Genomic DNA, 12,581 nt, shown 5'->3' with positions numbered 1-12,581 from the left:
GCGACATGGGCGTGATCCGCGTGGTGGCCCTGTGCGGAAGCCAGGCGCCGCAGTCGTCCACGGAGAGCCTGCTGCGGGTGGCGGCGACGCACGCCGAGCTGCTGGGCGCAGACGTGTGCTTCTTCCGGGGCGAGCAGCTGCGGCTTCCGCTGTACGGTTCGCCGGTCGACGCCCGCGACGCGGCGGCGGTCGGCGAGCTCCTCGCCTCGGTGGCCGCGGCCGACGGCGTACTGCTGGGATCGCCCTCCCATCACGGCTCGCTCTCGGGACTGCTGAAGAACGCCATCGACTACCTGGAAGGACTCCGGGACCACGCGAATCCGTACCTGACCGACAAGGCGGTCGGCTGTGTCGCCGTCGGTGCGGGTACGCAGGGCCCAGTCAACACGATGCGTTCCCTGCGCGACACGGTGCACTCCCTGCGCGGCTGGCCGACCCCGCTGGGCGTCGCGGTGGACCGCGCGTCGGCGCTGTGCCAGGGGATACCGAGCCCGGCCGTTGAGCACCAGCTCGCCCTGGTGAGCCGGCAGGTGGTGGAATTCGCGCTGGCACGCCGCGCCGGCGCTGGAGAGAGACGGGTAGGCAATTGAGCAGCCAGCAGGACGAGGCGCAGGGCACCCTGCTCCTTCCCGGCGACGGCGACCGCCGGGGGTGGGGGACCGCACACGGCCACCACGGCGAGCTTCTGCAGGGTGTCTTCGAGTTCGCCGGTTCCCTGCACCGGGGACTGGTCACGCTGCCCTGCCCGATCATGAGCACCGAGGTGAGCGTCGTCGTCACCGAGGAAACTCCGGAGTGGACGGCGCACCCGCCGTGGAAGACCAAGGCGTTGCTGGCCGCCCGCGCCACCGCCGACATCCTGGGCGAAAAGGCCGGCGGGGCCGTGTCGGTGCAGAGCAACATCCCTACCGGCTTCGGTATGGGGTCGTCCACCAGCGACGTCACCGCCACGATCCGGGCCGTGCTGAGCGCGTTCGGCGCCACCCTGCCCACCGACCGGATCGCACGCATCGCGGTCGAGGCCGAGCGCGCGGCGGACCCGCTGATGTACGACCGCATGCTGCTGTTCGCCCACCGGGAGGGCCTGATCCTGGAGGACTTCCAGGTGCGCATGCCCCGGATAAAGGTGATCGGCTTCGCCGCCCGCCCCGAGCCGATCGACACCTTGGCACTCGCGCCGGCCCGGTACAGCCGGTGGGAGATCGAGAGCTTCCGCACGCTGCGGGGCATGCTGCGCCGGGGCGCGGCCGAGGGTGACGTGGCGGCGCTGGGCCGGGTGGCCACCGCGAGCGCCCGGCTGAACCAGCGGTTCCTGCCGATCGAGCACTTCCCGCGGCTGCTCCAGGTGGCCGAGGAGACCCGGGCGGCCGGCATCGAGGTGGCGCACAGCGGCAGCGTGGCCGGCCTGCTCTTCGACGCCGCGGACCCGAATCTCGCCGGCAAGATCGACCGGGCCCGGCGTGAGCTCTTCCGCATCGGTATCTCCCGCACCTGGGAGTTTTTCACGGACGGGGACGATGAGCGCCTTCCGGATTCGTAAGCCCTTCACGGACGTCGTGGATTCGGCCGTCCTGCCGCGGCTCATCCACCTTTCCGGCGACCTGTACGCCGCCGCCTTCCAGCTCATGAAGCTCCTGCCCGCGCAGTTCGTGCTGCAGCGGGCCCTGGAACAGGGGCAGCTGACCGAGCGCAGCACGGTCATCGAGACCACCTCCGGCACGTACGGGCTGGGGTTGGCCATGGTGTGCCGCCGGCTCGGGCTACCGCTGATCCTGGTCGGCGATACCGCCATCGACAGTCACCTGCGGCGCCGGCTGGAGGCGCTCGGCGCCCGGGTGAGCATCGTCAGCGGACAGGCCGCCCGGACCGGTGGGATCCAGCAGGCGCGCCTCGACCGGGTGGAACGCATCCGGGCGCGGCACCGCTCGCCATTCACCCCCGGCCAGTACGACAACACCATGCACGCCAACGCGTACGGCCGGGTCGCCGAGCTGATCACCGAGTCGTTCCCGCAGGTGGACGCACTGATCTGCCCGGTCGGCTCGGGCAGCTCCTCGACCGGCATCGCCGGTTTCCTCCGGCTGCTCTGGCCCGATCTCGTGCTGATCGGCGTCGACACCCCCGGCAGCGTCCTGTTCGGCGCGCCGAACGGCCGGCGCCGACTCCGCGGCCTGGGCAACGGACTGCTGCCGAAGGTGCTGGACCATTCACTGTTCGACGAGGTGCATTGGGTGCCGGCCGGGGACGCGTTCGCCATGACCCGGCGGCTGCACGCCGACCACACGCTTTTCATGGGCCCGACCAGCGGTGCCGCCTACCAGGTGGGGCAATGGTGGACGCGGCACAACCCGGGCGGCACGGTGCTGGCCGTGATGCCCGACGAGGGGCACCGCTACCAGCGGACCGTCTTCCACGACGCGTGGCTGCGGCGGGAGGGGCTGGCCGGCGTCGAGGCGCCCCGCGAGCCGACGGAGATCGCCCATCCGGGCGACCTGGAGGACCGCTGGAGCCGGTACGCCTGGGGGCGGCGCACCCGCGACGAGGTCGTCGACCTGCGGGCGGCGGTGGGTACGCGATGAGCGACCGCATCCTCGTCCTGGTGGAGAGCAACACCTCCGGCACCGGACGGCTCTTCGTCCGGCGCGCCCGGGCGAGCGGCCTGAGGCCCGTGCTGCTCACCGAGAACGCGTCCCGCTACCACTGGGGAGACGACGAGCCGGACGTCGTCGCGGCCCGGACGGACGACCTCGACGACGTGGTGCGCGCGTGCGCGAGGCTGGCCGGCGATCTGGCCGGGGTAGGCACCAGCTCGGAGTACTACGTGGGCATCGCGGCCGCGGCTGCGGGCCGGTTCGGGCTGCCCGGCGCCGACCCGGCCGCGGTCGAGGTCACCCGGGACAAGGAACGGCAGCGCGAGCGGCTGCACGCCGCTGGCGTTCAGGTCCCGCGCTTCGCCGGCGTCTCCGATGCGGACGAGGCGGCGGTCGCGGTTGACCGGCTCGGCACGCCGGTCGTCGTCAAACCGGTCTCCGGCAGCGGCAGCCGCGGCGTGCGCCTGTGCGGCACCGCGGAGGAGGCCGTCCGGTACGCGGGCAAGCTGCTGGGCGAGCGGGTCGACGAGCGCGGCCGGCCGCTGCCGCAGCGGATCCTGCTGGAGCAGTACGTCCCAGGGACGGAGTTCTCCGTCGAGCTCTTCGGCGGTGTCCCGGTCGGCGTGACGCGCAAGCATCTCGGCGCACCGCCGTCCTTCGTGGAGGCCGGCCACGACTTTCCGGCGATGCTTTCCCCGCCGGACGAGGACGCTTTGCGAGACGCGGCCCGGCGGGCGGTGTTGCGGCTCGGGCTGTCCTTCGGCCCGGCGCACGTGGAGCTGCGCCTCGGCCCGGACGGCCCGGTGCTCATCGAGGTCAACCCGCGGCTGGCGGGCGGCTGGATTCCCCGCCTGGTGCAGGAGGCGACCGGCCTGGACCTGGTGCTGCAGACCGTCCGCGGGTTCGCCGGCCTGCCGCCGCGCCTGTCCCAGGACGTCGCACCGCGACCCAGCTCGATCCGTTTCCTCATCCCGGACACCGAGGGCGAGCTGGTCGCCGTGCACGGCGTCGAGGACGCCGCGGCGATCCCCGGCGTCGTCGAGGTGCAGATCTACCGCGAGCCGGGCACCCTGCTGGCCCGCAACGGCGACTTCCGCGACCGCATCGGCCACGTCGTCGCGCAGTCCGGCGCGGCCGCCGAGGCGGCGCTGCACAAGCTCACACCGGAGATCCGGAAGGAACCCTGAGTTGACAGCGACAGGAGGGGCGGACACCGGACGGCTGACCACCGGCCTGGACCCCGAGCTTCAACGCATGCTGCTGGAACCCCGCTGGAAAGTCACCGCGCCGTGGAAGGCCGAGCTGGACCGCATCGCCCGGGTGGACCTGGCGCACGTGGTCATGCTCGCCGAGAGGGGCATCGTCGGGCGGGCCGCGGCCGCGGCCCTGCTGGCGGCCGTCACCGATTTGCGCCGGCAGGACTTCCGGCCGATCGAGGGCCGGCCCGCGCCGCGCGGGCTGTACCTTGCCTACGAGGGCCACCTGATCGAGACGCTGGGCGAGGGGGTGGGCGGCCTGCTGCACACCGGCCGCTCGCGCAACGACCTCAACGCCACCTGCCTGCGGCTCGGCTTGCGCGAGCCGCTGGCCGAGCTGATTCACCGCCTGATCCGGCTGGAACTCGTCCTGATCAACCGCAGCCGGCGGTACGGCGAGTGCGTCATGCCGGCCTACACCCATTTCCAGCCGGCGACCCCCATCACGTACGGGCATTACCTGACCGGCCTGGCGGGCGGCCTGGCCCGGGAGGTGGACGCGCTGCTGGCAGCGGGCGAGGGGCTGGCGTACAGCTCGCTAGGTGCCGGTGCCGTCGGTGGCACCTCAATCCCGATCGACGCGGATCGGACCGCCGAGCTGCTCGGCTTCGCCGGCCCGCTGCGCAACTCGATCGACGCGGTAGCCGCGCGGGACGTGGTGCTGCGAATCGGGGCCGCGGCCGCGACGCTGGGCGTGCTGCTGAGCCGGGCCGCGACCGACCTGCTGCTCTGGTCGTCACAGGAGTTCGACCTGCTGACGGTGCCCGATGACCTGGTGGGCTCGAGTTCGATGATGCCGCAGAAACGCAATCCGTTCGTCCTTGAAAACGTACGCGGCAAGTCCTCGGCTGCGCTCGGGGCGTTCGTGACCGCGGCCGCGGCGATGCGCAACGAACCGTACACCAACTCGATCTCGGTGGGCACCGAGGGAGTCAAGCCGATATGGGACGCGCTGCGCGAGAGCAGCGACGCCGCAGCGATCCTGGTCAAGGTGTTCTCCCGGACCACAGTGAACCCCGCGGCCATGCAGCGGCGCGCGCGGGACGGCATGACCGTCGCGACGGCGATCGCCGAGGAGCTGGTGCGCAGCGGCGTCCCGTTCCGGCGCGCCCACCACGAGGTGGGCCGGGCCGTGCGGCTCGTCCTGGACGCGGAGGCGTCGTCGATGGGTGAGGCGCTGAAGGACCGCATCGAGGACGTGCCGACGGAACCGGCGGAGGTGTGCGCCGCGGCCGAGTACGGCGGCGGCCCGGGTCCCCGGTCCCGAGCCCGGGCGATCGCCGAGGCCGGTGAGCGCGCCGTGGCCCACCGGCGCCGCCTGCTCGGCTGGACGACGGGATGGGAGGCGGGAGAGGAGCGGCTGGCCGCCGCCGTGCAGGGGATCATCACCGGCACGCCGACGGCGTGAGACTCACAGCCGCCAGCGTAACCAGCGGGCCGACCCAATCAGGCCGAGCAGCGCCATCCCGGTGAGAACGACGAGATCGACGGTCAGCGGCATACCCAGGTCTCCGCTCATCGTCCGGCGGAGCGCGTCGGCCGCGTACGTGGGCGGCAGCGCCCATCCCATGATCTGCAGCGGCACCGGGAGCGCGGCCGCCGGGATCATCACCGGGGCGATCAGCAGCAGCGCGAACACCAGGATGTTGGTGACGATCGCGATGATGTCCACCCGGGCGAACAGACTGCCGATCATCATTCCCAGCGATGCCAGGGACAGCGCCGACAGCGGCAGCACCAGCAGCAGGAGCGGGGAGGGTGACAGCTGCAGGTCGTACAGCATCGCCCCGGCCACCATCGGGGTGAGCAGGCCCGGAGCTATCAGCAGCAGCCGGGAGAGCATGAGCGCGGAGACGAACGAGACCTTGCTGATCGGCAGTGACGCGTAGTACATGATCGTGCCTTCGGCCTTGAGCATGCCGACCCGTTGCGCCAGGTTGCTGACGTTCTCGGTGGTCAGCGCGAAGACGGTGGCGCCGCTGATGATGTAGAGCATGCTCTGCCGGTCGGTCAGCCCGGAGCCGATCTTCGTCATGCCAAAGACCATGGCGAGCGGCATGAGAACCCCGAACAACACATTCCACACCCAGGTGGTACGGGCTCCGAGCATCTGTTCCAGCCACAGGTGGCCCACCTCGCGCACCCGGCGGCCGATCGACTCCCGGGCCGGCGGCCGCGGGCGGGGGGTTGCGGCGGGAACGGCCGGGGGCACCGGCGCCGCCGGCGGCGAGGGGAACTCCCGCCGGTCGCCGGTAGCCTCCAGTTCCAGATAGGCCTCCTCCAGGCTGGGGCGCGCGACCCGGAAGTCGTCGACGCGCTTGAGCCGGACGTCGGACACCACCACGTCCATCAGCGCGCCGATGCGATCCGGTTCGGCCCGGATCACGTACCCGCCCTCCTTGCCGCGCGGAGCCAGCGAGCCGAACGACGCCAGCCGCGCGGCGGCGGCCGGGGTGAGCGTCTCACCCTCCTTGAGGCGTAGCTCCAGCCGGACCTGGCTGCCCAGGTGCTCCTTGAGTTCGCCGGGAGTGCCCTCGGCGACGATCCGGCCGCCGTTCATCACGGCTACCCGGTGCACCGCCTGCTCGGCCTCGTGCACGTTGTGGGTGACCAGCAGGACGGTGGTGCCGTCCTCCTCGTTACGGCGTCGCAGCGCGTCCCACACCAGCCGGCGACTGCGCGGGTCCAGTTCGTTCGTCGGCTCGTCCAGCACCAGCAGCCGCGGCCGGCCGACCAGCGCCATGGCGAGGTTGACCAGGCGCAACTGGCCGCCGCTCAACCCGTTGACGTAGCGGTCGGCGTCGGCGGCGATGCCGAACTCGTCGAGCAGGTCGTCGCTCTGCCGCCGGGCGGCCCCGCCGGACAGCCCGCGGAGCCGGCCGGTGTAGGCGAGTGCCCGCCGCACCTCGATGAGCCGCATCGCCAGGCCCTGCTGCGGCAGGAAACCCACCAGGTGCTTGACTGCCTCCGGCTGCCGGACGACGTCCACGTCCGCCACCCGGATCGATCCCGATGTCGGCGTGAGCAGTCCCAGGATCTGCATGACCATGGTGGTCTTGCCCGCGCCGTTGGCGCCCAGCAGGCCGAACACCTGACCCGGCGCGACGGCCAGGTCGATGTCGACGTTGGCGTGCACCAGGGCGCCACCCTTGCTCCGGTACGTACGGGTAAGGCCGTTGATGTCCAGGAACGGCTCGTCCATGGCTAACCCGCGGGGAAGAAGCCGGCCACCGGGCTTCCTCCGCCGAGTCCGGCCACCCGGTCGTAGACGTGCTTGCCGACGGCCAGGTCGAGCACGCCCAGCCCGAACGGGGAGAAGACGACGGCTCGCCCCGGGTCCCGGGTGAAGCCGCCCGTCAGCACATCGGCGAGTGTGCCGTCGATGAAGTTCTGGTGTCCGAACCGCTCCGCCGCGAGGTGCAGCGAGGTCCGCTCGCGCACGACGTGCCCGATGTCGTCGGTGACGTTCTGCGCCGCAGCGATCAGCGCCGGGTCGAGGTCGCGGAGCGAGACGTGCAGCACAACAGGGGCGTGCCGGAGGAGCTGTGGGTCGGCGAGGTGCGGCGTGCCCGCGACGGTCGCGAGGATCACCAGGTCGCACGCGGAGAACGCCTCACGGACGTCGCCGACGGCCTTGACGTCGGGCGCGTCGGTCTCGCGCAGCGTCTGCGCGAACCGCTCGGCCGCCGCCGGATCGGTGTCGAACAGCCGGTACCCGCCGATCTCCCAGCCGAGCTCGGTGAGAAAGCGCCGGATGTGCTCGGCGATCAAGCCGGTGCCGACGAAGCCCACCCGCCCGGCACGCCGCCCGCCGATCAGTTCCTCGGCGGCCAGCGTGGCGGAACCGGCGGTGCGGGCGGCCGAGATGAGCGAGGACTCGAGGCACGCGTACGGGAACCCGGCCCCGGCGTCGTTGAGCAGCAGGATGGCTGACGCCCGCGCCAATCCGTGCGTGATGTTGCCGGGAAAGCTGGCGATCCACTTCACGCCCGAGACCCGGAACCGCCCGCCCAGGTAACCGGGCAGCGCGATGATCCGGTCCCGTTCCCGGTCTGGGAAGCGCAGGAAGCTGCTGTGCGGCAGCGACGAGTCGCCACGGGCGTGCGTCAGGTAGGCGTCACGCACGATGTCCTGAACCGTTTCCCGGTTCCCTTCGATCTGCTCGGCGACCTCGGCGCCGCGGACGACGAGCAGTGCTTCGGGCGGGGCGTAGGGCATGCTCTCTCCTCCAATCACACTGATGCCGTTGAGGAGATCAACACGTCGTCGATCCGCTCCGGATAGGTCTCGGCGACCCACTGTGGGTTGAAGACGGTGTCGGCATAAGCGTTGCCGCGGTCGGCGCACAGGAACACGACCCGCGGGCGGGGCCCGCGGTAGCCGGCGAAGTAGCGCTGGACGGCCGCGTAGACGCTGCCGCTGGACCCGCCGGCGAAGATGCCGTGCCGCTGCCACAGCTGGATGCAGCCGACGATGCTCGCGTACTCGGACACCAGCATGGTTTCGTCGATGAGCGCGTGCTGCAGTAGCGGCGGGACGATGCTGGAGCCGATGCCGGGGATGCGCCGGCGGCCCGGGGCGCCGCCGAAGATGACCGATCCCTCGACGTCGACCGCGATGACGCGTACGCGCGGATCGGTCTGCTTCAGACGACGGGACAGACCAGCGATGGTGCCGGCCGTACCGACACCGACGAAGACGTGGGTGATACGGTCCAGCGCGTCGCACAACTCGGATGCGGTGAAGCGATAGTGCGCGTCCGCGCCGTCGGTGTTCGCGTACTGGTTGGGCCAGTAAGAGTCCGGCAGTTCCGCGCACAGGTCCTGCACCCGTCGGAGGCGCGACTTCAGGAAGCCGCCGGTGTCGTCGATGTCGTGCACCCGCTCCACCCGGCTGCTGAGCGCCCGCAAGAAGTTTTCGGTGGTCCGGTTGACGTTCGAGTCGATCACCGGGACGAACTCGAGACCGAGCGAGGCGCAGAGCGACGCAAGGGCGATGGCGAAATTGCCCGAGGACGACTCGACCAGGACCGACTTCGGGGTCACCTGCTCGCGCAGGATCGCCTGCCGCAGGATCCACAGGGCCGACCGGTCCTTGGCGCTGCCGGAGAAGTTGCTGAACTCCAGCTTGGCGTAGAGGTCCAGCCGCTCATCGGCCAGCGGGACCAGCGGTGTCGGCATCATCGCCGCGGCCAGCGACTCGACGTGCCGCATCAGTCCGTTGCGGTCCCGGTTGCCGCTCGTCATGCCAGTCTCCGGCCGAGGATGGCGCCGATCTCGTCCACCGCCGGTTGCTCCATCATGTCGTTGTGCGCGCCTGAGACCGGGTGTTGTTCGACCTGTCCGGTCACGTAGGGCTCCCAGCCGAGGTGCGGCTGGTCACCCTCGACCGAGAAGAACAGCACGTCACCCTCGAACACCTCAGGCTTGGACTCCCGGACGATCGCGCGGGTGTTGATCGCGGCGTCCACGAACGCCGGGAAGATCCAGTCGCCGAGATGCTCCCAGCCGCCGTATTCCTCCCGCAGCAGCGCCAGGACAGCTTCCCGGTCCCGCTGCCGGCCGTCGTCCCGCCTGAGGAATTCGACGATCCGGCGCAGGACCATGTCCTCGTCGTCGTCACCCTGCCGGCGGTGCCAGTCCGGCACGTACGAGTCAAGCAGCGCCAGGAAGCTGACCTGTTCACCCTCCTGTTGCAGGGCCGTGGCGACGGCATGCGCCACATTGCCGCCGGAGGACCAGCCCAGCAGCCGGTACGGCCCGTGCGGCGCGACCGAGCGGATCTGCTTCACGTAGTCGAGCGCCATCTCCGCCACCGAGCGGGGCAACCGGTCGGGCTCCAGGATCCCGCGGGCCTGCAGGCCGTACACCGGAACATCGGCCGGCACGTGCTCGGCGAGCCGGCGGTACGCCCAGCTCAGCCCGTACAGCTCATGGATGCAGAACAGCGGCGGCTCACTGCCCCACGCCCGGATCGGCAGCAGCACGGCGACATCGTCCCGGCCGGTCCGCTCGCCGATCCGCTCGGCGAGCGCGGCGACCGTGGGCGACTCGAACACAGTCCGGATGCTCACGTCCCCGCCCAGCTCGGCGCGCACCCGGCTGACCAGCCGGATCGCCAGCAAGGACTGGCCACCCAGCTCGAAGAAGTCGTCGTCGATGCCGATCTCCGGCACGTCCAAGATCTGGCCGAACAACCGGCACAGCGCCTCTTCGCGGTCGGTCCGCGGCGGCCGGCGCGGTCCCCGGTCCGCCCGGGCCGCGTGGGGCAGGGCGCGCCGGTCCAGCTTGCCGTTGTGCGACAGCGGCAGCCCGTCGAGCACGACCATGGCGTCGGGGACCATCGGAAGCGGCAGCCGCTCACGCAGGTGCCCGCGCACGTCCTCGACCAGGCGGTCCGGGTCGGACCATCGCTTCACCGGTGGCGGATTGGCGCCGCCGCGCACCTCGCGGACGGCGTACAGCGTCACCAGCCGGGTGCGGTGCAGCGCCGAGGTAACGCCGGAAGTGACCTGGAAGCCCTTCCCCTTGAGGAGTTCGGTGATCGCGTCGAGGCGGCCGTTCACGTCGTGCACCTCGGCGACGACCTGGTCGATGATCGGCCAGTGCGTGTCCTCGATGCCGCGCAGGATGTCCTCCTCGCTCTTCTCCGCGTCGACCTTCAACAGGTCGATGCGGTCGACCCCGGTCTCGCGGATCATCTGGGACAGCGTGCGCACCCGGGTCGACACGATCTCCTGCCGCATCCGGTCGCTGACCAGCTCGTCCACCATCGCACGCAGGCCCTCGACTCCCGGCTCGGTGACCTCCTGCCAGGTCTGTTCCGTGTACGCCTGGACGACCGTCCGGTCCTCGTCGGTGTCCGCGTAGCGCCCGGACATGATGGACAGCTCCGGGTAGTAGGCGAACTTCACCGTCCCGTCGGCGTCGGACAGGCCCATCGGGTGCAGCCGCGCGTTGACGCCGTGCAACCGGGTGTTGAGCGCGAGCACCTGGAACAGGTCCGGGATCGGCTCGAAGGCGTGCACCACACCCTTGGGGGCGCGCGCCGCGGCGTACAGCGTGAACATGCCGATGTGCGCACCGACGTCGAACACGCACGCGTCCTCCGCGATGACGATGCCGTTGCGCAGGTACTCCTCATCCTCGAAGATCTCCTCACGCAAGAACGTGGTTTCCGACCGGTTGCGGTAGAAGACCGACATCCCGTCCGGGAAGGTCATGCGCGGTACGCCGTCGACGGTCCCGTCCTTCTCCAGTGCCAACAGCGCCCGGACCGCGGCCGCCCTGGACCCGTCCGGCACCAGGTAGCCGACCAGCCGCTGCTCGCCGCGCTGGTCGACATCGAGCGTCACGACGGCCTCGGCCACCGCCTCGTGCGCCAGGATCGTGCTTTCGATCTCGCCGAGCTCGATCCGCATGCCGCGGAGTTTGACCTGGTGGTCGACGCGGCCGAGGAAGTCGAGGGTGCCGTCGGGGAGCCAGCGGGCGAGGTCGCCGGTGCGGTAGAGGCGGCTGCCGGGGGTGCCGTGCGGGTTGGCGGTGAAGCGTTCGGCGGTGAGGTCGGGGCGGTTGTGGTAGCCGCGGGCGAGTTGGACGCCGGCCAGGTAGAGCTCGCCGGGGACGCCGGGTGGCAGCGGCCGGAGGCGCCGGTCCAGCACGTACACCTGGGTGTTCCAGACCGGCCGGCCGATCGGCACCGAGGCACCTTGCCGGCCGGGGGTGCAGGGGGCGAAGGTGACGTCCACCGCCGCCTCCGTGGGCCCGTAGAGGTTGAAGAGCCCGGCCTGCAGCGTCGCGTGGAACTTCTCGGCCAGGTGGGCGGGCAGCGCCTCGCCGCTGCAGATGACCCGCGTCAGGCTGCGGCAGGCCGTGGCGGCCGGCTCTTGGAGGAAGGTGGCGAGCATCGACGGTACGAAATGGATGGTCGTGATCCGCTCACGCTGGATCACGGCGGCCAGGTAGTCGGGCTCGCGGTGGCCTTCCGGCTTGGCCATCACGACGGTTGCGCCCACGAGGACCGGCCAGAAGAATTCCCACACCGAGACGTCGAAGCCGGCCGGCGTCTTCTGCAGAACCCGGTCCTCGGGCGTGAGCCCGAATTCGGCCTGCATCCAGTCGAGGCGGTTGACGATCGACCGATGCGACACCATGACGCCCTTGGGCCGGCCGGTGGACCCGGAGGTGTAGATGAGGTACGCGGTGTGGTCCGGGTGCGTTCCGGGCGTCGGGTTGGTGGTGGGCCGGGCGGCCACGGCCGCAGCGGTTTCCGGGTCGTCGAGGTAGAGGACGGGGACGCCCTTCGCGCCGTTGCCGGTGGTGGTGATGAGCAGCCGGGGCCGCGCGTCCGCGAGCAGTTGCTGGATGCGGGTGGCGGGGTGGTCCGGGTCGATGGGGAGGTAGGCGGCCCCGGTCTTGCCGATGGCCAGCAGGGTGATGAGCAGCTGGGTGCTGCGGGGCACCGCGACGGCGACGGTGGTCTCGAGGCCTGCGCCGAGGTGGTGAGCAAGCTGATTGGCGCGGTCGTTGAGCTGTTGGTAGGTGAGTGTGGTGGCGCCGTCGGTGACCGCGATGGCGTACGGAGTGCGTGCGGCTTGCTGCTCGAAACGTGTGCTCAGCGTGCCCGGGCGATGCTCGGCGGTGGTGTTGTTCCAGGTGGTGAGGATCTGGTGGTGTTCGTTGGGTAGGAGGATGTCGAGGTCGTCGATGGGGGTGTGTGGGTGGTTGGCGGCTGC

General features: G+C 71.1%; 9 protein-coding genes. 5 read left to right on the top strand and 4 right to left on the bottom strand.

Features of this window, described 5'->3' with window-relative positions; genetic code table 11:
- Positions 1-5: 5 nt before the first annotated feature.
- The 5 genes from ACGF4F_RS12925 to argH are packed head-to-tail and all read left to right on the top strand — an operon-like array spanning position 6 to position 5,255.
- Positions 6-590: an NAD(P)H-dependent oxidoreductase gene (locus tag ACGF4F_RS12925; RefSeq protein ID WP_357446533.1), complete on the top strand. Its 585-nt coding sequence runs from the start codon at positions 6-8 to the stop codon at positions 588-590.
- Positions 587-1,540 (top strand): hypothetical protein, encoded by a 954-nt coding sequence (locus tag ACGF4F_RS12920; RefSeq protein ID WP_357446530.1) that lies wholly within the window; start codon positions 587-589, stop codon positions 1,538-1,540. The genes ACGF4F_RS12925 and ACGF4F_RS12920 overlap by 4 nt, the downstream gene beginning before the upstream one ends.
- Positions 1,518-2,579, top strand: a complete 1,062-nt coding sequence (locus ACGF4F_RS12915; RefSeq protein WP_357446526.1) for a pyridoxal-phosphate dependent enzyme — start codon at positions 1,518-1,520, stop codon at positions 2,577-2,579. The genes ACGF4F_RS12920 and ACGF4F_RS12915 overlap by 23 nt, the downstream gene beginning before the upstream one ends.
- Entirely contained in the window at positions 2,576-3,778 is a 1,203-nt protein-coding gene (locus tag ACGF4F_RS12910; RefSeq protein ID WP_357446523.1) for an ATP-grasp domain-containing protein, read from the top strand. Before ACGF4F_RS12915 ends, ACGF4F_RS12910 begins: the two co-directional genes overlap by 4 nt.
- Before the next feature lies 1 nt (position 3,779).
- Positions 3,780-5,255: an argininosuccinate lyase gene (gene argH / locus ACGF4F_RS12905; RefSeq protein ID WP_357446520.1), complete on the top strand. Its 1,476-nt coding sequence runs from the start codon at positions 3,780-3,782 to the stop codon at positions 5,253-5,255.
- A gap of 3 nt (positions 5,256-5,258) precedes the next feature.
- Here the strand turns inward: argH and ACGF4F_RS12900 are convergent, their stop codons facing one another.
- From ACGF4F_RS12900 to ACGF4F_RS12885, 4 genes are all read right to left on the bottom strand, one after another.
- On the bottom strand, positions 5,259-7,049 hold the full coding sequence (locus tag ACGF4F_RS12900; protein ID WP_357446517.1) for an ABC transporter ATP-binding protein/permease: 1,791 nt from the start codon (positions 7,047-7,049) through the stop codon (positions 5,259-5,261).
- A 2-nt stretch (positions 7,050-7,051) separates the two neighbouring features.
- Positions 7,052-8,065 carry a 2,3-diaminopropionate biosynthesis protein SbnB gene (sbnB, locus tag ACGF4F_RS12895; protein ID WP_393077205.1) on the bottom strand — a complete coding sequence of 338 codons (1,014 nt, stop codon included), beginning with the start codon at positions 8,063-8,065 and terminating at the stop codon, positions 7,052-7,054.
- Between the two features lie 14 nt (positions 8,066-8,079).
- Positions 8,080-9,093, bottom strand: coding sequence for a 2,3-diaminopropionate biosynthesis protein SbnA (sbnA, locus tag ACGF4F_RS12890; RefSeq protein WP_357446511.1), 1,014 nt, complete (start codon positions 9,091-9,093; stop codon positions 8,080-8,082).
- The coding region (locus tag ACGF4F_RS12885; RefSeq protein WP_357446508.1) for an amino acid adenylation domain-containing protein at positions 9,090-12,581 on the bottom strand (3,492 nt) is incomplete at its 5' end. The genes ACGF4F_RS12885 and sbnA, both read right to left, overlap by 4 nt.

Origin of the sequence: Micromonospora sp. NPDC047740 (genome assembly GCF_043204735.1) — a bacterium.
GTDB lineage: Bacteria > Actinomycetota > Actinomycetes > Mycobacteriales > Micromonosporaceae > Micromonospora.
The sequence above is the reverse complement of the archived record's forward strand: the minus strand, read 5'-3'. Positions and strand labels throughout refer to the sequence as shown.

Coding starts and splice junctions, on each gene's coding strand:
- sbnB (WP_393077205.1), bottom strand. CDS start 8,065: ATGCCCTACGCCCCGCCCGAAGCACTGCTCGTCGTCCGCGGCGCCGAG.
- ACGF4F_RS12925 (WP_357446533.1), top strand. CDS start 6: ATGGGCGTGATCCGCGTGGTGGCCCTGTGCGGAAGCCAGGCGCCGCAG.
- ACGF4F_RS12900 (WP_357446517.1), bottom strand. CDS start 7,049: ATGGACGAGCCGTTCCTGGACATCAACGGCCTTACCCGTACGTACCGG.
- sbnA (WP_357446511.1), bottom strand. CDS start 9,093: ATGACGAGCGGCAACCGGGACCGCAACGGACTGATGCGGCACGTCGAG.
- ACGF4F_RS12915 (WP_357446526.1), top strand. CDS start 1,518: ATGAGCGCCTTCCGGATTCGTAAGCCCTTCACGGACGTCGTGGATTCG.
- ACGF4F_RS12910 (WP_357446523.1), top strand. CDS start 2,576: ATGAGCGACCGCATCCTCGTCCTGGTGGAGAGCAACACCTCCGGCACC.